Source organism: Pseudomonas sp. 8BK, from assembly GCF_902506475.1.
GTDB classification, from domain to species: domain Bacteria; phylum Pseudomonadota; class Gammaproteobacteria; order Pseudomonadales; family Pseudomonadaceae; genus Aquipseudomonas; species Aquipseudomonas anguilliseptica.
In genome coordinates this window covers 3,953,246-3,973,073 of sequence record NZ_LR733252.1, presented here as the reverse complement: position 1 = coordinate 3,973,073, position 19,828 = coordinate 3,953,246, and the positions used below count along the sequence as shown (strand labels likewise).

Below are 19,828 nucleotides of genomic sequence, written 5' to 3'. Positions count from 1 at the left end.
GTGGGATGGGTAGAAAATATTTTGGTACTGACGGTATTCGTGGGCGTGTCGGTGACTTCCCTATTACCCCGGAATTCATGCTCAAGCTCGGCTGGGCGGCCGGGATGGCGTTTCGCAAGCAGGGCAAGTGCCGCATTCTGATCGGCAAGGACACGCGCATCTCCGGTTATATGTTCGAGTCTGCCCTGGAGGCGGGTCTGTCTGCGGCGGGGGCTGATGTAATGCTGCTCGGGCCAATGCCGACGCCGGCGATCGCGTATCTGACTCGTACGTTCCATGCCGAGGCGGGGATCGTTATCAGTGCCTCGCACAACCCCCATCATGACAACGGCATCAAGTTCTTCTCTGGGCAAGGAACCAAGCTGCCGGACGAAATCGAGTTGATGATCGAGGAGTTGCTTGATCAGCCGATGACGGTCGTTGAGTCCGAGCAGCTGGGCAAGGTCTCGCGAATCAATGATGCCGCTGGGCGTTATATCGAGTTCTGTAAGAGCAGTGTGCCGAGCAGTACCGACTTCGCCGGGCTGAAGATTGTGGTCGACTGCGCCCATGGCGCGGCGTACAAGGTTGCACCTAGCGTATTCCGTGAGTTGGGCGCGCAGGTTACGGTGCTTTCAGCGCAGCCCAATGGCTTGAATATCAATGACAGCTGCGGCTCGACCCACGTCGAGGCGCTGCAGGCTGAAGTGCTGGCGCAGCAGGCTGATCTGGGTATTGCCTTTGATGGTGATGCGGATCGGGTGTTGATGGTCGATCACTCCGGTGCCGTAGCGGATGGCGATGAGCTGCTGTTTATCATTGCCCGTGATCTGCTGGAGCGCGGCAAGCTGCAAGGTGGCGTTGTTGGTACGCTGATGAGTAACCTCGGGCTGGAGCTGGCTCTGGCTGATCTGGGTATTCCGTTTGTGCGTGCCAAGGTCGGTGACCGTTACGTGATTGCCGAGTTGCTGTCGCGCAACTGGCAGCTGGGTGGGGAAAATTCCGGTCATCTAGTGTGTTTCCAGCACACAACTACCGGTGATGCAATTATCGCTGCGCTGCAGGTGTTGATGGCGCTCAAGCGTCGTGAGCAAACCCTGGGCGAGGCTCGCCTCGGGATGCAGAAGTGCCCGCAGGTGCTGGTGAACGTTCGCTTTGCTGGCGGTGTTGACCCTCTGGAGCACCCAGCTGTGCAGCAGGCCAGTGCGCGGGTGACCGAACAGATGGCTGGTCGTGGGCGGGTGCTGCTGCGCAAGTCCGGCACCGAACCGTTGGTGCGGGTTATGGTTGAGGGTGACGATGAAGGCCAGGTGCGCGGCTATGCCGATGAATTGGCTAAAGTTGTTGCTGGTGTATGTGCTTGATTCGGCTTGCCAGTCGGGTGGCTGTTGGGTAACATCTGCGCCCTCTTTGACCGACGAGGTAAAGCATGCGTCGCCCAATGGTTGCTGGTAACTGGAAAATGCACGGTACCCGCGCCAGCGTCGCAGAGCTGATCAACGGTCTCAATCAGCAGGTGTTGCCTGCTGATGTGGATGTAGCGGTTTTCCCGTCTTGTTTGCATCTTGGTCAGGTGGTTGAAGGTCTGGCCGGCAAGGCTGTTGCGATAGGTGCACAAGATTGTGCGGTCGAAGCGCAGCAAGGCGCTTTAACTGGCGAAGTGGCTGCGAGTCAGTTGCATGATGCGAGCTGTTCGCTGGTGTTGGTCGGTCACTCCGAGCGTAGATCGCTGCTGGGTGAGGGTGATGAGATTGTGGTGCGCAAATTTGCGGCTGCACAGTCTTCAGGTCTGCTTCCGGTGCTGTGTGTTGGTGAAACCCTCGCTCAGCGTGAAGCGGGGCAAACACTTGAAGTAGTTGCTGCGCAGTTGTCTGCGGTGGTTGATGCTCTGGGTGTTGAGGTGTTTGCCGATGCAGTCATTGCCTATGAGCCAGTTTGGGCCATTGGTACTGGTCTAACTGCATCGCCTGCGCAGGCGCAGGAGGTGCACGCAGCAATTCGTGCGCAGTTGGCGGCGAAGAGCCCTGAGTTGGCAGGTAGGGTAAGAATTCTTTATGGCGGCAGCGTCAAGGCCGCCAGTGCAGCCGAGTTATTCGGTATGCCGGATATCGATGGGGGGCTTGTAGGTGGAGCCTCTCTGAATGCGGATGAGTTCGGTGCGATCTGTCGCGCCGCAGGAAGCTAAAGAAATGCTGGAAACAGTTATTGTTGTTCTTCATCTGCTGGGTGCTATCGGTGTTGTTGTGCTGGTTTTGCTGCAGCAGGGCAAGGGTGCGGACGCGGGTGCTTCTTTTGGTGCGGGTGCCTCTTCTACCGTATTCGGTAGTCAAGGAACTACTACCTTTTTGAGTCGCGTTACTGCTATACTCGCCACCGCTTTTTTCATGACTAGCTTGGGTTTAGCGTTCTTTGCTAAAGATAAAGCTGATGGTATGGCTCAGGTTGGTTTGCCTGATCCAGTAGTCTTGGAAGTACAACAGGCTAAGCCAGCTGTTGAAGATGTACCTGTTCTTGATGCAGCTAAGCCGGCTACCGAAGCGGCGGACGTACCTCAGGCTCCTGAGCAGCAGTAATACGTAGTAGGTTGTACGCAACAAACGATTTTGCCGAGGTGGTGGAATTGGTAGACACGCTACCTTGAGGTGGTAGTGGCCATAGGCTGTAGGGGTTCGAGTCCCCTCCTCGGTACCAATTTTCAGGAAGGCCCGCTCCATGCGGGCCTTTTTGTTGCTGGAGTGTTGATTGACCCTGCTTGGGGTTCAGTCGTATAATCCGGCCCCAGCTTTGATGTGGGATTGAGCAGCAAGGTCGCTCCTCGGATGTTTAATCCGAAGCTGGCTGGGTTAAACCAGTCCCCGCATTGAGTTGCAGAGGAGCCCCTTTTAAGGGGCTTTTTGCTAGCTGGGCGACAGCTTTGCCGGCCTTTAGAGGGCGGTTTGATGATGGGCGATTCGCCCATTTTTTATTTTTACAGCATGCGCGAGGGGTTCAGGTGTCGAGCAAGCTAGAACAGTTGCAGGCCTTGGTGGCCCCGGTAGTCGAGGCTCTTGGCTACCAATGTTGGGGTGTCGAGTTCCTGTCACAAGGGCGGCATTCTCTGCTGCGGATTTATATTGATAAACAGCCTGACGGCGTGCTGATCGAGGACTGTGAAATTGTCAGTCGGCAGATCAGTGGTGTGCTCGATGTCGAGGACCCGATCAGTGCCGAGTACACCCTTGAGGTGTCCTCACCAGGTATGGATCGGCCACTGTTCACCCTTGAACAGTTTGCCAGCCATGTCGGCGAGCAAGTGAAGATCAAGCTGCGTTCGCCTTTTGAAGGTCGACGCAACTTCCAGGGCCTTCTGCGCGGTGTGGAAGAGCAGGACGTGGTAGTGCAGGTGGATGACCATGAATTCCTGTTGCCGATCGACATGATCGACAAGGCCAACATTATCCCCAGGTTTGATTGAGACGCGGATCCCCCGCAAGTGGCGCGGATAGCGCGGATCCAATGGATTGCGAAAGGCGAGGCGTACGATGAGCAAAGAAGTACTGCTGGTTGTTGAGTCGGTATCCAACGAAAAGGGCGTACCGGCGAGCGTAATTTTTGAAGCGCTGGAGCTGGCTTTGGCCACCGCTACCAAAAAGCGTTTCGAAGACGAAGTCGAGTTGCGTGTGGCGATCAATCGTCAGAGCGGCAACTACGAAACATTCCGCTGCTGGACAGTGGTTGAAGAAAGTGACTTTGATGATCCTGCACACCAGGTCACCACTGACATGCCGCGTGCAGTCGAAGCCAACGCCAAAGTTGGTGACGTGCTGGAAGAGAAGATCGAGTCCATCGAATTCGGTCGTATTGCCGCGCAAACCGCCAAACAAGTGATCGTGCAGAAAGTCCGCGAAGCCGAGCGTGCTCAGGTGGTCGAGGCTTACCGCGAGCGCCTGGGTGAAATTATCTCCGGCACCGTGAAGAAAGTGACCCGCGACAGCGTAATCGTTGATCTGGGCAACAACGCTGAAGCCATGCTGGCGCGCGAAGACATCATCTCCCGCGAAACTTTCCGTGTTGGTGTGCGCCTGCGTGCTCTGCTCAAGGAAATTCGCACCGAGAACCGCGGTCCACAGCTGATCCTGTCGCGTACCGCGCCGGAAATGCTGATTGAACTGTTCCGCATTGAAGTGCCGGAAATTGCCGAAGAGTTGATCGAAGTCATGGGCGCGTCCCGTGATCCGGGTTCGCGCGCCAAGTTGGCTGTGCGTTCCAAAGACAAGCGTATCGATCCGCAGGGTGCCTGTATCGGCATGCGCGGTTCGCGCGTGCAGGCGGTTTCCGGCGAATTGGCGGGTGAGCGTGTGGACATCGTGCTGTGGGATGACAATCCCGCGCAGTTCGTGATCAACGCCATGTCGCCGGCCGAGGTTGCCGCCATCATCGTCGACGAAGATGCCCATGCCATGGACATCGCCGTTGGCGCCGACAACCTTGCTCAGGCCATTGGCCGTGGCGGTCAGAACGTGCGTTTGGCCAGTCAGTTGACTGGCTGGACCCTGAACGTGATGACCGAAGCGGACATCCAGGCCAAGCAGCAAGCAGAAACAGGCGACATCCTGCAGCGCTTTATCGACGAGTTGGAAGTCGACGAAGAGCTGGCCCAGGTGTTGGTCGAAGAGGGCTTCACCAGCCTTGAAGAGATTGCCTACGTACCGATGGAAGAAATGCTCAGCATTGATGGCTTTGACGAGGATATCGTCAACGAGCTCCGCGCCCGTGCCAAAGATCGCTTGCTGACCAAAGCCATCGCCAACGAGGAAAAGCTGGCAGATGCCCACCCAGCCGAAGACTTGCTCTCGCTTGAGGGGATGGATAAGGCGCTTGCGCATGAACTGGCAGTGCGCGGCGTTGTTAACCGCGAAGACCTGGCCGAGCAGTCGATTGATGACCTGCTCGACATCGACGGTATCGACGCTGAGCGAGCCGGCAAGTTGATCATGGCCGCCCGAGCCCATTGGTTCGAGTAAGCAGTTGCGGCCTGAGGAGAGAAATGCATGACGCAAGTCACGGTTAAAGAACTGGCCCAAGTGGTCAATACACCGGTTGAACGCCTGCTACAGCAAATGAGTGAGGCAGGTTTGCCGCACAAGAGTGCTGAGCAAGCAGTGACTGACAGTGAGAAGCAGGCCCTGTTGGCCCACCTCAAGAGCAGTCACGGCGACAGCAAAACAGAAGAGCCGCGCAAGATTACCTTGCAGCGCAAAACTACCAGCACCCTGCGGGTTGCCGGTAGCAAGACCATCAGCGTTGAAGTGCGCAAGAAGAAAACCTTCGTCAAGCGCAGTGCTGAAGAAATCGAAGCTGAAAAGCAGCGTGAGTTGGCTGAGCAACGCGCTGTAGCTGAAGCGGCCAAGGCCAAGGCTGAAGAAGAAGCCAAGCGCCGCGCCGCAGAAGAAGCGCAGCGTCCTGCGCCTGCTGCTGAAGCGGTAGTTGAAGCAGCTCCAGCTGTCGCGGTTGAGTTGCCGGTAGTGGCTGCTCCTGTGGTTGAAGAGCGCAAGAAGGACGAGCCGCGCCGCCCAGACAAGGCGCGTAATGATGATGCCGATCGTCGTGGTGGTGAGCGCAAGACCACTCAGCATCGTCCGACCGTCAAGGAAAAGGCTCCTGCACCACGGGTTGCTCCGCGTACCATCGACGAAGAAAGCGACAGCTTCCGTCGTGGCGGTCGTGGCAAGGCCAAGCTGAAGAAGCGTAATGCGCACGGCTTCCAGAGCCCAACAGGTCCGATCGTGCGTGAAGTGAAGATCGGCGAGACCATCACTGTGGGCGATCTGGCTCAGCAGATGTCGGTCAAAGCCGCTGAAATCATCAAGTTCATGTTCAAGCTGGGCACTCCTGCGACCATCAATCAGGTGCTGGATCAGGAAACGGCCCAGCTGGTTGCTGAAGAGCTGGGTCACAAAGTTACCCTGGTCAGCGACACGGCTCTGGAAGACTCCCTGGCTGAGTCGCTGAAGTTCGAAGGTGAGACCTTTGCCCGTGCGCCGGTTGTGACCGTAATGGGTCACGTTGACCACGGTAAAACCTCGCTGCTCGACTACATTCGTCGCGCCAAGGTGGCGGCTGGCGAAGCTGGTGGTATCACCCAGCACATCGGTGCTTACCACGTAGAAACCGAGCGCGGCATGGTTACCTTCCTCGACACCCCGGGCCACGCCGCGTTTACCGCGATGCGTGCCCGTGGTGCCAAGGCGACCGATATCGTGATTCTGGTGGTTGCGGCGGACGACGGCGTGATGCCGCAGACCATTGAAGCCGTTCAGCATGCCCAGGCTGCTGGCGTGCCGCTGGTGGTTGCAGTGAACAAGATCGACAAGCCGGGCGCTGATCTTGATCGCATTCGTAGCGAACTGTCGGTGCACGGTGTGACCTCGGAAGAGTGGGGCGGTGATACGCCGTTCGTACCGGTTTCGGCGAAAGTCGGTACCGGCGTCGACGAGCTGCTCGAAGCCGTACTGCTGCAGGCCGAGATCCTCGAGCTGAAAGCCACTCCGTCGGCCCCGGGCCGTGGTGTTGTGGTTGAATCGCGTCTGGATAAAGGCCGCGGTCCGGTTGCGACCGTACTGGTTCAGGACGGTACTCTGCGCCAAGGCGACATGGTGCTGATCGGCTCCAACTACGGCCGTATCCGCGCCATGCTCGACGAGAACGGCAAGCCGATCAAAGAAGCTGGCCCGTCTATTCCGGTCGAGATTCTCGGCCTGGACGGCACTCCGGATGCCGGCGATGACATGAGCGTGCTGGCTGACGAGAAGAAGGCCCGTGAAGTTGCGTTGTTCCGTCAGGGCAAGTTCCGCGAAGTGAAACTGGCTCGTGCTCACGCCGGCAAGCTGGAAAACATCTTCGAGAACATGGGTCAGGAAGAGAAGAAGACGCTTAACATCGTCCTCAAATCCGACGTCCGTGGTTCGTTGGAAGCACTACAAGGCTCGCTCAGCGGCCTGGGTAACGATGAAGTACAGGTGCGTGTGGTCGGTGGCGGCGTCGGTGGTATCACCGAGTCCGATGCCAACCTGGCACTAGCCTCCAACGCTGTACTGTTCGGCTTCAACGTGCGTGCCGATGCCGGCGCGCGCAAGATCGTCGAGCAGGAAGGTCTGGATATGCGTTACTACAACGTGATCTACGACATCATCGAAGACGTCAAGAAAGCCTTGACCGGTATGCTCGGCAGCGATGTTCGCGAGAACATCCTGGGTATTGCCGAAGTACGTGACGTGTTCCGTTCGCCGAAGTTCGGTGCGATTGCCGGTTGTATGGTGGTCGAGGGTACGGTCTTCCGTAACCGTCCGATCCGCGTACTGCGCGATGACGTGGTGATCTTCGAAGGCGAGCTGGAATCCCTGCGTCGCTTCAAAGACGATGCCTCCGAAGTGCGTAATGGCATGGAGTGTGGTATCGGCGTGAAGAGCTACAACGACGTCAAGGTCGGCGACAAGATCGAAGTGTTCGAGAAAGTCCAAGTGGCTCGTAGCCTGTAATCATCAGGTAGCGAGTTGCGATACGCAGCGCCCGGCCCCGTTTATGCGTGGCCGGGCGTTTGCCGCTTTTAGGTCCGCTGCTTATTTAGGCGGCGTGACGAGTGAAGGTAGTAGAAATGGCCAAAGAATTTAGCCGGGCCCAGCGCATCGGCGACCAGATACAGCGCGAACTGGCGCAGTTGATCCGCCTGGAAATCAAAGATCCGCGTCTTGGCGGTCTGGTGACCGTCACGGCAGTAGAAGTCAGTCGTGATTCCAGTCATGCCAAGGTGTTCGTCACCATCATGGGTGGCGAGTCTGAAGAAGGTGTTGATCCAGTCGTGCAGAGCCTTAAGGTGCTCAACGATGCCAGCGGCTTCCTGCGCATGCAGTTGGGTAAGGCAATGAAGCTGCGCAGCGTGCCAAACCTGCGTTTCCACTACGACGAAAGCGTGATTCGCGGTGCGCAACTGTCGGCCCTGATTGAGCGTGCAGTCAGCGAAGACCGTCAGCACGCTGATGAACCCGAGGCCAAGGAGTAAGCGCGTGGCCCAGGTCAAACGTATTCGTCGTGCCGTTGATGGCATCATCCTGCTGGATAAGCCTAAAGGCTTTAGTTCCAATGCTGCGCTGCAGAAGGTGCGCTGGTTGCTGAATGCCGAGAAGGCTGGGCACACCGGTAGTCTCGATCCACTGGCCACTGGCGTGTTGCCGTTGTGCTTCGGCGAGGCGACCAAGTTCTCCCAGTACCTGCTGGATGCCGACAAAGGCTACGAAACCCTGATGCAGCTGGGTGTCACCACGACTACCGCCGATGCCGAAGGTGAAGTGCTGGAGCGTCGCCCAGTGACCGTTGGTCGCGCCGATATTGAGGCTGTTCTTCCCGGTTTTCGTGGTGAAATCAGTCAGATACCGCCGATGTACTCGGCGCTCAAGCGTGATGGTCAGCCACTGTACAAGCTGGCCCGTGCCGGTGAAGTAGTGGAGCGCGAGCCGCGTTCTGTTACTATTGCGCGCCTGGAATTACTGGGCTGCGAGGCGGAGCAGGCGCGCCTGGCGGTCGATTGCAGCAAAGGCACCTATATCCGCACCCTGGTTGAAGACATCGGCCAGCAGCTGGGTTGTGGCGCACACGTTGCAGAACTGCGTAGAACCAAAGCCGGCCCCTTCGACTTGAGCCGCACCGTAACGCTCGAAGAGCTGGAACGGGTGCATGCTGACGGTGGCTGTGAGGCGGTTGACCAGTTCCTGCAACCGGTCGACAGCGGTCTGCAACACTGGCCGCTGCTGCAGTTCTCCGAGCACAGTTCGTTCTACTGGTTGCAAGGGCAGCCGGTACGCGCCCCGGAGGCGCCGAAGTTCGGCATGGTTCGGGTGCAAGATCACAATGGTCGCTTTATCGGTATCGGTGAAGTGAGCGAAGACGGGCGCATTGCGCCGCGTCGATTGATTGCAACCCAAGCGTAGGCTGGTTGATAGAGGATTCGGTCGGCATGACCGTAGCGCAGGCAAAGGGTTTCGGCTCTGGTCTGCGTGTATCGAGGGTGGCTGTTAATAGGCGCGGTCATACCTCACTTAAAAACACGGGAAGCGATTCCCGGCCTATTGCGACTGTTTCGGCAGTTGCCTAACTGAGAGGATTGCCCCATGGCACTCAGCGTTGAAGAAAAAGCCCAGATCGTTAACGACTACAAGCAAGCTGAAGGCGACACCGGTAGCCCGGAAGTGCAAGTTGCACTGCTGTCCGCCAACATCAACAAGCTGCAAGGCCACTTCAAGGCCAACGGTAAAGATCACCACAGCCGTCGTGGTCTGATCCGTATGGTTAACCAGCGTCGTAAGCTGCTGGACTACCTGAAGGGTAAGGACACCAGTCGTTACAGCGCCCTGATCGGTCGCCTGGGTCTGCGTCGCTAAGCAATGCTTACGCGTAGCTGACTGCCGAAGCTGGAAGTGGGGTTTACCCTGCTTCCAGCTTTTGCTTTTCTGCTTTAGCTGTTTTGGACGATAGCGGGTCCGATTCCCGTAACCGCCCACTCATTCTGTAAGACCCGTCTGCTCACATGCTGAGTAACGGTTGCAAGAAACGCTTTCCCCAAGGGCAACAAAGAGAAGGAAAACACCGTGAACCCGGTAATCAAGAAGTTCCAGTTCGGTCAATCGACCGTTACCCTCGAGACAGGCCGTATCGCCCGTCAAGCCTCCGGCGCAGTGCTGGTCACCGTTGACGACGATGTCGCTGTACTGGTCGCCGTAACCGGCGCCAAGACTGCCGACCCAAGCAAAGGCTTTTTCCCGCTGTCCGTGCACTACCAGGAAAAAACCTACGCAGCCGGCAAGATCCCTGGCGGTTTCTTCAAGCGCGAAGCCCGTCCATCCGAGAAAGAAACCCTGACCTCGCGTCTGATCGACCGTCCGATCCGTCCGCTGTTCCCGGAAGGTTTCCAGAACGAAGTGCAGGTTATCTGCACCGTGATCTCCACCAGCAAGAAGACCGATCCGGACATCGCTGCGATGATCGGTACCTCGGCTGCGCTGGCCATCTCCGGTATCCCGTTCAACGGCCCGATCGGTGCCGCGCGCGTAGCCTTCCATCCGGAAACCGGTTACCTGCTGAACCCTACCTACGAACAACTCAAGGCCTCGAGCCTGGACATGGTCGTTGCCGGCACCAAAGATGCCGTGCTGATGGTTGAATCGGAAGCCAAAGAGCTGACCGAAGACCAGATGCTGGGCGCCGTGCTGTTCGCTCACGACGAATTCCAGGTGGTGATCAACGCTGTTGCCGAACTGGCCGCTGAAGCCGCCAAGCCGACCTGGGACTGGCAGCCGAAAGCGGAAAACACCGCGCTGCTCAATGCCATCCGCAGCGAGTTCGGCGACGAAATCTCCAAGGCCTACACCATCATCATCAAGCAGGACCGCTACGCGCGTCTGGGCGAGCTGAAAGATCAGGTTGTGGCCAAGTTCTCTGGCGAAGAAGGTCAGCCTTCTGCCGGTGAAGTCAAAGAGGCCTTCGGCGAAATCGAATACCGCACCGTGCGCGAGAACATCGTTAACGGCAAACCGCGTATCGACGGCCGTGACACCCGCACCGTGCGTGGCTTGAACATCGAAGTCGGCGTACTGGACAAGACCCACGGTTCGGCCTTGTTCACCCGTGGCGAAACCCAGGCCCTGGTCGTTGCCACCCTCGGTACCGCCCGTGACGCGCAGCTGCTCGACACCCTGGAAGGCGAGAAGAAAGACCCCTTCATGCTGCACTACAACTTCCCGCCGTACTCGGTCGGTGAATGTGGTCGCATGGGCGCCACCGGCCGCCGCGAAATCGGTCACGGTCGTCTGGCCCGTCGTTCGGTGCAGGCCATGCTGCCGGCCGCTGACGTGTTCCCGTACACCATTCGTGTTGTGTCGGAAATCACCGAGTCCAACGGTTCGTCCTCGATGGCATCCGTCTGCGGTGCTTCCCTGGCGCTGATGGACGCCGGTGTGCCGATGAAGGCACCGGTTGCCGGTATCGCCATGGGTCTGGTTAAAGAAGGCGAGAAATTTGCCGTTCTGACCGACATCCTCGGCGACGAAGACCACTTGGGCGACATGGACTTCAAAGTGGCCGGTACCGCCAATGGCGTGACCGCGCTGCAGATGGACATCAAGATCCAGGGCATCACCGAAGAAATCATGGAAATCGCTCTGGGCCAGGCCCTGGAAGCGCGCCTGAATATCCTCGGCCAGATGAACCAGGTGATTGCCCAGTCCCGCAGCGAACTGTCGGCCAACGCACCGACCATGATCGCGATGAAGATCGACCAGGACAAGATTCGCGACGTAATCGGCAAAGGTGGCGCGACCATCCGTGCGATCTGCGAAGAAACCAAAGCTTCGATCGACATCGAAGACGACGGCTCGATCAAGATCTTCGGCGAAACCAAGGAAGCTGCAGAAGCAGCGCGTCAGCGCGTGCTGGGCATTACTGCGGAAGCCGAGATCGGCAAGATCTACGTCGGTAAGGTTGAGCGCATCGTCGACTTCGGCGCCTTCGTCAACATCCTGCCGGGCAAGGACGGCCTGGTGCACATCTCCATGCTGAGCGACGCTCGCGTTGAGAAAGTGACCGACATTCTCAAAGAAGGTCAGGAAGTCGAAGTGCTGGTACTGGACGTGGACAACCGCGGCCGTATCAAGCTGTCGATCAAGGATGTAGCTGCTGCTAAGGCTTCGGGCGTTTAATCGCCACGTTACTTTGCACAGAGCAAGAGGGCCCTTCGGGGCCCTCTTTTTTTGTCGGTAAAAAAGTATGTGAGGCTTTGTGCCTATGCAACCGCCGCTGTCGTGCAATATGCCTTGCTCGGCTGGCTCTAACATGCAGATTGCACGGAATATGATGGCCTCTTCTTTTAGTAACTCGTTGATATTTAACAAATAAAGTATTTTAAAGAGATTGGCACAGCGCTTGCGATAGTACTGGTGAGGCTGCAGCTCGTAGTGGCTTGCAGATTGTTCAGTACACGCAGGAGGCATTTTTTATGAAGAAGCCAATCAAGCATTTCGCAGTAACCGCCATGACCGCTACCGCGCTGGGTCTGTTGCTCGCCGGGCCGGTTATGGCTGCGGACACCCCGGCCGTGCAGCCAACCCTACTGGCCGCTAGTGAGACGATGGATAAAGCAGAAGATGCGGTTTCCGACACCTGGATCACCAGCAAGGTGAAGTCGACTTTTTTGGCCGACAGCAGTTTGAGCGGTATCGACATCAAGGTCGAAACCAATAAGGGCGTTGTCACGCTTTCCGGGGTTGTTGCCAGCTCAGCCGAACGTGATCTGGCCATTGCCAAGGCAGGCGAGATCAAAGGTGTCAGTGCTGTATCCGCCGAAGCGCTGAAAACCGCTCAGTAAGCCATGGATGCGAGCCAGGCGAGATGACTCCGTCTGGCCGCCACTCAACGACGAGGACAAACAAATGAATGCTGACGTAATCAAAGGCAAATGGAAGCAAATCAATGGCCGCATCAAGGAACGTTGGGGCAACCTGACCGATGATGACCTAGACGTCGCCGAAGGCCATAGCGAGTACCTGGCCGGCAAGCTGCAAGAGCGTTACGGTTGGACCAAGGAAAAGGCTCAGAACGAGCTGCGGGATTTCAGCAGCAAGCTGTAATCAGGCGTAAAGAAGCCCCGCTGGCATAACCAGCGGGGCTTTTTTGTGGCTGTTCTGGCTGGCTCAGCTGCCGCGTTTACTTTCCACGCTCTTCAAGCGACCGCCTTCGAATCGCAGGTAGTAATTCATACCATTACGCGGGCCATAGACCCACTCTTCGACGAGGAACTCGTTATTGCCGTGGGCATCCAGGGTGTAACCCAGCATATCGCGGGCAATCGGTTCGCCACATTTGCTGGCGACCTCTGTGGTGCGGTCGCCGGTGCTGGCGATGCCTTTCTCGCAGCGAAGGGTGCTGGCCTGGGCGCTGGTTGCCAGCGCGAGCAGGGTGAGGCTGAGTGCTATCCGTTGCATGGTGCAATGTCCTTATCGTGGATGCGGGAAGTGTAGGGAGTTGCTAGTTGCCGCGTTTGCTTTCGATCTTGATCAGTCGGTTGCCTTGGAAACGCAGAAATTGGTACATGCCGTTGCGCGGTCCGTATGACCATTCTTCGACCGCGACTTCATGGTAGAAACCGTATTCATCCAGCACTTCGCGGTAGTCGAGAAAGTCACGGCTCAGTGGTTCGCCGCATTTGCTGCTGACTTCGCTGGTGGTGTCATCAAGGCTGACCAGGCCGCTGTCGCAACGCAGAGTCGATGAGGCCTGTGCACAGATGGGCACAAGTAATAGCAGGGCGCTGATCAAGGCTTTCATCGGTTAGCGGCTACGACGGCGTTCGATGGCGCGCAGGCGCGTGCCTTCGAAGGTGAGAATACTGAGCATGCCGTTATCGGGGCCGTAGACCCATTCCTCGATCTGGTATTCGCGGCGCTCGTTTGGCCCGAGTGAGTAGCCGACCAGGTCGCGAAAAGCCGGTTCGCCGCATTTCTGCAGCACCTCGAAACGCCGATCATCCAGGTTGACCAGTTGGCTGCCGCAGCGCAGCGTTTCGGCCTGGGCCAGCGACGATGCGCCGGCGCAGGCAAGGATCAGAATTGTGGCGAAAGCACGCATATTACGAAGACCTTACTCGCTACCGAGGTGCAGGGTGGTGGCGACGCGGCCATCGGCGTCAGCCTGTGCAATATTGACATCCAGCAGGTAAATACGTTCGTCGGCCAGGCCGCCGCGCTCGACCAGATAGCTCTTTATTTCTGCCGCCCGCGCCTGAGCCAGCTGACGCTGTAGCAGTTCACTTTGTGCCCAGGATTGCAGCACTCCATCGCGCATCTTCGCGCTGCGTTCCTCGTCGGGCAGTTCGGCCCACTCGGCTGGTGGCTGCTGCTTGAGGCGGGTGCGGTAGATGCCTTCGAGCAGTACGGCCTTGTCGTCATCATCCACGACCAATTCACTGGCCTCGGCGGGTACATCATCGCCACGGCGTTGCAGCATCTTGTACCAGGTGTTCTGGTATTCGCGCTCCAAGCGCGCCGCCGCGAGTGGCGCGCCGTCGCTGCTTGCAGCGCTCATGCCCTCGATCTCCAAGCGCAGGGTCGGACGTTCCTTCAAGGCGCTGGCCAGGGTGTCCAGCGCTTTCTGCGCGTCGCTGTCGAGCTCACTGCCGCCGGCCGAGAAACGTACGCTGCTGAGGTCGACATCGCTGCCGCCACTGACCAGCCCGCCGATAAACTTGAACGGTGCCTGGGCCGCGCGCAGCACCAGATTGCGCAGGGTTTGCCAGACGATCGGCATTACGCTGAATTCCGGGCTATTGAGGTTGCCCTGCACCGGTAGCTGGATTTCGATATTGCCTTGGGTGTCTTTGAGCAGGGCTACAGCCAGACGAATCGGCAGGTCCATGGCGTCCTTGCTGTCGACCTTCTCACCCAGCTGCAGATCTTCGAGCAGCAGCTTGTTCTCGGCGTTGAGGTTGCCTTTCTCGATCTGGTAATGCAGATCGAGGTTGAGGCGGCCTTTGCGGATGCGGAAACCGGCGAATTTGCCGGAATAGGGCGTCAGGGTGGTTAGTTCGACATTCTTGAAGCTGGTGGCGATATCCAGGCTGTTCAGCGGGTCAAACGGGGTGAGCTTGCCCTTGATGCTAACCGGCGCGTACTTGTCGACCTTGCCCTTGATATCGACGCTGGCCGCTTTCGGGCTCTGGTTATCCAGGGTGCCTATCTGGCCGTTGAGCTGACCAATCGCGGTGGCGAAGTTGGGGCGCAGGCTGAAGTCGGCGAAGTTAGCCGAACCATCCGCGATGTTGATGCCACCAATGCGGATCGGTAGCGGCTTCTCGGCTGATGCTTTGGCAGGTGTGGCGCTGGCCGGTTGGGGCACCAGCAGGTCGTTGATATTGGTGGTCAGGTCTTCGTTGATGATAAAGCGCACATAGGGCTGTTGCAGTTTGACCTGGCCAATCACCAGGCCCTTACCGTGCTGGTAATCGAGCCCTTCAATCACGACCTGTTGCCATTTGAGGAAGTCGCGGTCCTTGAGCGTATCGAGGGTGTGCAGCTGGTTGATCTCGGCTTGCCCGCCAATGCTGAAGGCCAGCGGTTCGACGCTCTGTAGGTCAACCGTCAGGTCGCTGCCGAGCTTGCCGCTGCGCAATTCAAGGCGGACAAAGGGGCTCAGGTAGGTCTGCGCCAGGCGCAGGTCGATATCGCGGGTGGCCACCTGTAGCTTGGCGGTGGTCGGGGTCAGTTGCACCTGGCCTTCGGCTTTGATCTGGCCTGTCTTGTTTACCCCTGTATCGAGTTTGAGGGCAAACGGCGAGGTGCCCTGGCTGTCGAAATCGCTCAGGTCGAGATTGAGCGGAGCGAGGTCGATTTTGACCTCCGCGCCGCCAGCACGGTCGGCCAGATGCACCTGATAGTCACGCAATTGCACGTCACGCAGGATCACCTGCCAGGGTTTGCTGGGTTCCTCCGGCTGGTTTGCAGTTGCGGTTTCCAGATCAGCGGATTGCTCTGCGATGGTCGGTGCGGCTGACTCGTTTGCTGGTGGGGGTTCCGTTGCTGCTGAGCCGGCGCCACCCTCATTTGGAGCTGGAGCTGGAGCTGGAGCTGGAGCTGGAGCTGGAGCTGGAGCTGGTTTGGCGGGTTGGCTGGCCAGCAACTTCTGCCAGTCGAGCTGGCCATCGGCCTCGCGCGCGGCCCAGGTTTCCAGCTTCTGGCTACGAATCTTGCCAACGATGACCTGCTGCTTGGCCAGGTCCACGCTGGTTTCGCTGATGTCCAGGCTTTCCAGGCGCAGCAAGGCTTTGTCCGCCGGGCTTTTGATGGCAAAGCTACTGACGCTGAGCTGGGTGTTGTTCAACAGCAGTTCGGTGCCTTTGGCCAGATTCAGGCTGTAGTCGCTGCTCAGGTTGACGGTGCCGTCCTCCAGAACAAGCGGCACCGCATCGCGCACGTAGGGCCAGATGGCTTTCAGCTGCCCATCGCTGATTTTCAGACTGCCGCTGGAGCTGATTGGCACCAGGCTGATGCGCCCGGTCCAATCGATGCGCCCGCCAGTGGGACCCGTGGCCACCAGGCTCATGTCGGCATTGTCGTCGGGCAGGGTGCTAAGGTTGAACAGCTCGAAATTGAGGTCGTCGTAAATAAACTCGATCGGCTCGCTGGGGCGCAGGTCCTGAAAGTGCACGTTGCCGCCGCTCAGCTTGATCCGCGAAATACGCAGCGGGAACGGCTCGCCGGCCGGTTCTTCAGTCGCAGGCTCGGTGCTAGGCGGGACGTTGAACAGCTGGGTCAGGTTAAGCTGACCATCCTTGCCGAACAGCACTTCACTGTGCGGCTTGTCCAGCTCGATATCAGCCAGGTGCAGCACACCGCTCCACAGGCTGTCGAGTTGCAGGTTGGCATACAGGCGTTCGAAGGCGATCTGCTGCTGTTCGGCTTCGCCAATCTGCAGGCCCCAGAGGCTGAGCTCCAGGCTGAACGGGTTGAGTTGCAGGCGCTGCAGTGTGGCGGGTACTTCGGCGTAGTGTGCCAGTTGCTGGTTGGCGATGCGCAGGCCGATTCCGGGCAGAATCAGAAACCCCAGCAGGCTGTAGAGGGCAACAGCGATGGCAATGGCGCTGGCTGCGCGCTTTATTCCTTTAAGCATAAAAACGTCATCTATCCCGACGAGAAGTGCCTTGGAGTATGGCACGCGTGTGCAGTTCCGCAGAGGCTCTGCGCGGGGATTTTCTTCACGCAGACTGGGGCATCAGAACTGCAGGATCAGGGTTTTCAGCGGTGGTTGGCCATCCTGCGAGGGGAAGTCGCTGGCGGGCGGCAACACTTGCCAGTCGCGCACCGGGCGGCCGAGTTTTTCCGCGCAGCGCAGCACCTGTTCACGCCAATCGGCCAGGGCAACTTTCGCCAGGTTGTTGCAGCAGATCAGCACGCCATCATCGGCGGTGGCGAGAATCGCTGGCTTGAGCAGGCTCTGATAATCGCGCAGCAGGTCGACGGTACCGAAAGCACTTTTGGCCCAGGCCGGTGGGTCGAGTAACACCAGGTCGAACTGACGTTGCTCAAGGCGTGGATAGTGCGGCAGTTTCTGCCCGCGCCGCGCATTGATCGGCAAACCGGCCAGTTGGCGAATCGCCGGGAAGTAGTCCGACTGGACAAACTGCATAGGCGCCAGCTGCGGATTGAGTGCGCCATTCTCGCGGCCGACCGCCAAGTTGCCCTCGGCAAAATCCAGATTAAGCACCTCGCTGGCACCGCCGGCAGCAGCACTCAAGCCGACGCCACAGGTGTAGGCGAACAGATTGAGCACCGACTTGCCAGTGCTGTGGGTTTTAACCCAGCCACGGGCGTTGCGCAGATCGAGAAACAGCAAGGGGTCTTGCCCGGCATGACGGCCGCGCACGCGGTAATTGAGGCCCCATTCATGGCCGATCAGGTCTTCCAGGGCGGCCGGTTCGGCTTGATAGACCGAGTCGCTGCGGTCGATACGCGAGTTGCCTTGGGAGCGATCGTTGTACACCAGCAGCAGTGGGATGCTGAGGTGGGTTTGGCACTGTTCGGCCAGTTGCAGCAGTTCGTCGCGGCTCAGGCTGTGGTGGAAGCTCTGTACCAGCAATTGCGGACCGTAACGGTCGATGGTCAAGCCGCCGGCACCTTCCTGGCTGCCATGGAACAGGCGGTAGCAATCAGTGCCTTGCTGATGCAGTTTGGCCAGCAGGTCTTGGCGATTGTTCAGTGCGGCGCGCAGCGCCTGATCGAGAGAGGGCATGCGCGGCGACTCGAAAAAGAAGGGCGCGCAGTTTATCAAGAATCACCTGCCGGGACGCGGGCTCGGCAAAAACAGCAAGGGCACCCTGAGGTGCCCTTTAATTTGCGAGTGATGATGCAATCAGGCGATGCGGTTGATGCCCGTGCGATCGGCACCATCAGCAGCGATGCGGTTGCCACCAGTACGGTCAGCGCCATCGGCAGCGATACGGTTGATGTTGGTACGGTCAGCGCCGTCAGCAGCGATACGGTTGCCACCAGTGCGGTCGGCACCATCAGCGGCTACGCGGTTGCCGCCAGTGCGGTCAGCGCCGTCAGCGGCTACACGGTTGCCGCCAGTGCGGTCAGCGCCATCTGCAGCGATACGGTTAATGCTGGTACGGTCGAAGCCATCGGCAGCGATACGGTTAGCGCCAGTACGGTCAGCGCCGTCAGCAGCTACACGGTTACCACCAGTGTGGTCAGCGCCATCGGCAGCGATACGGTTGATGCTGGTGCGGTCAAAGCCATCAGCGGCGATACGGTTGCTCAGGGTGCGTTCAGCACCGTCAGCGGCAAAAACGTTGCTGGTCAGGCTGGCGGCAAGCAGGGAAGCGATCAGGTACTTGTTCATCTGGGTGTCCTCGGAAGAGTGGGTAAGTGGTACGGGGCTAATGTTGCGCCGCAGCCCGACTCTTGAGAAACGCAGGCGGTCAATAGCAATCATCATTGCTGTCGATGGTAAATAAAAAAACCGGCCTCATGATTGATGGGGCCGGTTTTTTCTAGCTATAGCTAAGCGTTGTTATCAGGCCCGTTCGATGGCCAATGCCACGCCCTGGCCGCCACCGATGCACAGGGTTGCGAGGCCTTTCTTGGCGTCGCGCTTGATCATCTCGTGCAGCAGGGTGACTAGCACGCGGCAGCCGGAGCCGCCAATCGGGTGGCCGAGGGCGATGGCGCCGCCGTTGACGTTGACCTTGCTGGCATCCCAGCCCAATTCCTTGCCAACCGCCAGGGCTTGGGCGGCGAAGGCTTCGTTGGCTTCGATCAGGTCCAGATCACTCAGTTGCCAGCCGGCCTTGGCCAGGCAGCGCTGAGTGGCGCCGACTGGGCCGATCCCCATGATCGCCGGATCGACACCGGCATTGGCGTAGCTGGCGATCTTCGCCAGTACCGGCAGGCCCAGGATCTGGGCTTTGGCGGCGCTCATCAGCAGCACGGCGGAAGCGCCGTCGTTGAGGCTGGAGGCGTTGCCGGCGGTGACGCTGCCGTCCTTTTTGAAGGCCGGTTTGAGTTTGCCCAAGGACTCGGCTGTGGTGCCGGCGCGCGGCTGTTCGTCGGTGGCGAAGGCGATTGGGTCGCCCTTGCGCTGCGGAATCATGATCGGGGTGATTTCATCGACAAAGCGCCCGGCCTCGATAGCGGCCACGGCTTTCTGCTGCGAGGCGGCGGCGAAGGCGTCCTGCTCTTCGCGGCTGATGTTGTATTTGTCGACCAGGTTCTCGGCAGTGATGCCCATGTGGTAGTCGTTGAAGGCATCCCACAGGCCGTCAGTGATCATCGTATCGACTAGCTTGGCGTGGCCCATGCGCAGGCCGGTGCGGGCGCCGGGCATGACGTAAGGGGAGAGGCTCATGTTCTCCATACCGCCGGCGATGATCACCTCGGCGTCGCCGCAGCGAATGGCCTGAGCACCCAGGTGCAGGGCTTTGAGGCCCGAGCCGCAAACCTTGTTCAGGGTCAGGGCCGGTACGGCGTGCGGCAGGCCGGCGAGGATGGCGGCCTGCCGCGCCGGGTTCTGCCCGCTGCCTGCGGTGAGTACCTGGCCGAGGATTACTTCGTCGACCTGTGCGCCATCCAGGCCGGTCTGCTCCAGCAGGCGGCGGATCACCGCTGCGCCCAGTTCCGGTGCCGGGATATTCGCCAGTGAACCCTGAAAGCTGCCGATGGCGGTGCGGGTGGCGGCAACGATGACGACGTCTTGCATAACGCGATCCTCACAAGTGACAGGCGCGGCGGGCCGCGAGAGGCCGCTATGGTGGCACAGCGGCTTTGTTTACGGC

The 19,828-nt window shown here is 58.9% G+C and carries 19 protein-coding genes and 1 tRNA gene; 13 read left to right on the top strand and 7 right to left on the bottom strand.

Annotated elements, in window-relative coordinates; genetic code table 11:
* Positions 1-5: 5 nt before the first annotated feature.
* The 13 genes from glmM (at position 6) to ACIN8IBEIGE_RS18470 (ending at position 12,632) form a co-directional block, all read left to right on the top strand.
* The gene (glmM, locus tag ACIN8IBEIGE_RS18530; RefSeq protein WP_160015935.1) at positions 6-1,343 is read left to right on the top strand and encodes a phosphoglucosamine mutase; all 1,338 of its coding nucleotides are present in this window, start codon (positions 6-8) and stop codon (positions 1,341-1,343) included.
* A 65-nt stretch (positions 1,344-1,408) separates the two neighbouring features.
* Positions 1,409-2,164 carry a triose-phosphate isomerase gene (gene tpiA / locus ACIN8IBEIGE_RS18525; RefSeq protein ID WP_160015934.1) on the top strand — a complete coding sequence of 252 codons (756 nt, stop codon included), beginning with the start codon at positions 1,409-1,411 and terminating at the stop codon, positions 2,162-2,164.
* 4 nt (positions 2,165-2,168) lie between these two features.
* Entirely contained in the window at positions 2,169-2,552 is a 384-nt protein-coding gene (secG, locus tag ACIN8IBEIGE_RS18520; protein ID WP_160015933.1) for a preprotein translocase subunit SecG, read from the top strand.
* 32 nt (positions 2,553-2,584) lie between these two features.
* Positions 2,585-2,670 (top strand) — tRNA-Leu (locus ACIN8IBEIGE_RS18515).
* A 301-nt stretch (positions 2,671-2,971) separates the two neighbouring features.
* A complete protein-coding gene (gene rimP / locus ACIN8IBEIGE_RS18510; RefSeq protein WP_160015932.1) occupies positions 2,972-3,433 on the top strand; it encodes a ribosome maturation factor RimP in 462 nt (153 codons plus the stop codon).
* Between the two features lie 67 nt (positions 3,434-3,500).
* Positions 3,501-4,982: a transcription termination factor NusA gene (gene nusA, locus ACIN8IBEIGE_RS18505; protein WP_160015931.1), complete on the top strand. Its 1,482-nt coding sequence runs from the start codon at positions 3,501-3,503 to the stop codon at positions 4,980-4,982.
* Positions 4,983-5,009: 27 nt separating this feature from the next.
* Positions 5,010-7,496, top strand: coding sequence for a translation initiation factor IF-2 (gene infB, locus ACIN8IBEIGE_RS18500; RefSeq protein WP_090376245.1), 2,487 nt, complete (start codon positions 5,010-5,012; stop codon positions 7,494-7,496).
* Positions 7,497-7,612: 116 nt separating this feature from the next.
* Complete coding sequence (gene rbfA / locus ACIN8IBEIGE_RS18495) at positions 7,613-8,017, top strand: 30S ribosome-binding factor RbfA (protein WP_090376241.1); 405 nt, start codon at positions 7,613-7,615, stop codon at positions 8,015-8,017.
* Between the two features lie 4 nt (positions 8,018-8,021).
* A complete protein-coding gene (gene truB / locus ACIN8IBEIGE_RS18490) occupies positions 8,022-8,942 on the top strand; it encodes a tRNA pseudouridine(55) synthase TruB (protein ID WP_160015930.1) in 921 nt (306 codons plus the stop codon).
* Positions 8,943-9,122: 180 nt separating this feature from the next.
* The gene (gene rpsO / locus ACIN8IBEIGE_RS18485; protein ID WP_042554902.1) at positions 9,123-9,392 is read left to right on the top strand and encodes a 30S ribosomal protein S15; all 270 of its coding nucleotides are present in this window, start codon (positions 9,123-9,125) and stop codon (positions 9,390-9,392) included.
* A 207-nt stretch (positions 9,393-9,599) separates the two neighbouring features.
* Entirely contained in the window at positions 9,600-11,705 is a 2,106-nt protein-coding gene (pnp, locus tag ACIN8IBEIGE_RS18480) for a polyribonucleotide nucleotidyltransferase (protein WP_160015929.1), read from the top strand.
* Positions 11,706-12,001: 296 nt separating this feature from the next.
* Positions 12,002-12,370, top strand: coding sequence for a BON domain-containing protein (locus ACIN8IBEIGE_RS18475; protein WP_090376228.1), 369 nt, complete (start codon positions 12,002-12,004; stop codon positions 12,368-12,370).
* A gap of 64 nt (positions 12,371-12,434) precedes the next feature.
* Positions 12,435-12,632 carry a CsbD family protein gene (locus tag ACIN8IBEIGE_RS18470; protein ID WP_160015928.1) on the top strand — a complete coding sequence of 66 codons (198 nt, stop codon included), beginning with the start codon at positions 12,435-12,437 and terminating at the stop codon, positions 12,630-12,632.
* A 63-nt stretch (positions 12,633-12,695) separates the two neighbouring features.
* Here ACIN8IBEIGE_RS18470 and ACIN8IBEIGE_RS18465 read toward each other — a convergent pair whose 3' ends face one another.
* The 7 genes from ACIN8IBEIGE_RS18465 to ACIN8IBEIGE_RS18435 all read right to left on the bottom strand — a co-directional run bounded on the left by ACIN8IBEIGE_RS18465 (position 12,696) and on the right by ACIN8IBEIGE_RS18435 (position 19,752).
* Entirely contained in the window at positions 12,696-12,986 is a 291-nt protein-coding gene (locus ACIN8IBEIGE_RS18465; RefSeq protein ID WP_160015927.1) for a DUF2845 domain-containing protein, read from the bottom strand.
* Positions 12,987-13,029: 43 nt separating this feature from the next.
* Entirely contained in the window at positions 13,030-13,329 is a 300-nt protein-coding gene (locus ACIN8IBEIGE_RS18460; RefSeq protein ID WP_160015926.1) for a DUF2845 domain-containing protein, read from the bottom strand.
* 3 nt (positions 13,330-13,332) lie between these two features.
* Positions 13,333-13,629 (bottom strand): DUF2845 domain-containing protein, encoded by a 297-nt coding sequence (locus ACIN8IBEIGE_RS18455; protein ID WP_160015925.1) that lies wholly within the window; start codon positions 13,627-13,629, stop codon positions 13,333-13,335.
* 12 nt (positions 13,630-13,641) lie between these two features.
* The gene (locus tag ACIN8IBEIGE_RS18450; RefSeq protein ID WP_160015924.1) at positions 13,642-16,665 is read right to left on the bottom strand and encodes a DUF748 domain-containing protein; all 3,024 of its coding nucleotides are present in this window, start codon (positions 16,663-16,665) and stop codon (positions 13,642-13,644) included.
* Positions 16,666-16,767: 102 nt separating this feature from the next.
* The gene (locus ACIN8IBEIGE_RS18445; RefSeq protein WP_160015923.1) at positions 16,768-17,784 is read right to left on the bottom strand and encodes a class I SAM-dependent rRNA methyltransferase; all 1,017 of its coding nucleotides are present in this window, start codon (positions 17,782-17,784) and stop codon (positions 16,768-16,770) included.
* Positions 17,785-17,904: 120 nt separating this feature from the next.
* A complete protein-coding gene (locus ACIN8IBEIGE_RS18440) occupies positions 17,905-18,396 on the bottom strand; it encodes a phage infection protein (RefSeq protein ID WP_160015922.1) in 492 nt (163 codons plus the stop codon).
* A 174-nt stretch (positions 18,397-18,570) separates the two neighbouring features.
* On the bottom strand, positions 18,571-19,752 hold the full coding sequence (locus ACIN8IBEIGE_RS18435) for an acetyl-CoA C-acetyltransferase (protein ID WP_160015921.1): 1,182 nt from the start codon (positions 19,750-19,752) through the stop codon (positions 18,571-18,573).
* Between the last annotated feature and the right edge of the window lie 76 nt (positions 19,753-19,828).

Bases quoted from the DNA above. Each gene is read 5' to 3' on its own strand.
- glmM (WP_160015935.1), top strand. From the start codon at position 6: ATGGGTAGAAAATATTTTGGTACTGACGGTATTCGTGGGCGTGTCGGT.
- tpiA (WP_160015934.1), top strand. From the start codon at position 1,409: ATGCGTCGCCCAATGGTTGCTGGTAACTGGAAAATGCACGGTACCCGC.
- secG (WP_160015933.1), top strand. From the start codon at position 2,169: ATGCTGGAAACAGTTATTGTTGTTCTTCATCTGCTGGGTGCTATCGGT.
- nusA (WP_160015931.1), top strand. From the start codon at position 3,501: ATGAGCAAAGAAGTACTGCTGGTTGTTGAGTCGGTATCCAACGAAAAG.
- infB (WP_090376245.1), top strand. From the start codon at position 5,010: ATGACGCAAGTCACGGTTAAAGAACTGGCCCAAGTGGTCAATACACCG.
- rbfA (WP_090376241.1), top strand. From the start codon at position 7,613: ATGGCCAAAGAATTTAGCCGGGCCCAGCGCATCGGCGACCAGATACAG.
- rpsO (WP_042554902.1), top strand. From the start codon at position 9,123: ATGGCACTCAGCGTTGAAGAAAAAGCCCAGATCGTTAACGACTACAAG.
- ACIN8IBEIGE_RS18475 (WP_090376228.1), top strand. From the start codon at position 12,002: ATGAAGAAGCCAATCAAGCATTTCGCAGTAACCGCCATGACCGCTACC.
- ACIN8IBEIGE_RS18470 (WP_160015928.1), top strand. From the start codon at position 12,435: ATGAATGCTGACGTAATCAAAGGCAAATGGAAGCAAATCAATGGCCGC.
- ACIN8IBEIGE_RS18465 (WP_160015927.1), bottom strand. From the start codon at position 12,986: ATGCAACGGATAGCACTCAGCCTCACCCTGCTCGCGCTGGCAACCAGC.
- ACIN8IBEIGE_RS18460 (WP_160015926.1), bottom strand. From the start codon at position 13,329: ATGAAAGCCTTGATCAGCGCCCTGCTATTACTTGTGCCCATCTGTGCA.
- ACIN8IBEIGE_RS18455 (WP_160015925.1), bottom strand. From the start codon at position 13,629: ATGCGTGCTTTCGCCACAATTCTGATCCTTGCCTGCGCCGGCGCATCG.
- ACIN8IBEIGE_RS18450 (WP_160015924.1), bottom strand. From the start codon at position 16,665: ATGCTTAAAGGAATAAAGCGCGCAGCCAGCGCCATTGCCATCGCTGTT.
- ACIN8IBEIGE_RS18445 (WP_160015923.1), bottom strand. From the start codon at position 17,784: ATGCCCTCTCTCGATCAGGCGCTGCGCGCCGCACTGAACAATCGCCAA.
- ACIN8IBEIGE_RS18440 (WP_160015922.1), bottom strand. From the start codon at position 18,396: ATGAACAAGTACCTGATCGCTTCCCTGCTTGCCGCCAGCCTGACCAGC.
- ACIN8IBEIGE_RS18435 (WP_160015921.1), bottom strand. From the start codon at position 19,752: ATGCAAGACGTCGTCATCGTTGCCGCCACCCGCACCGCCATCGGCAGC.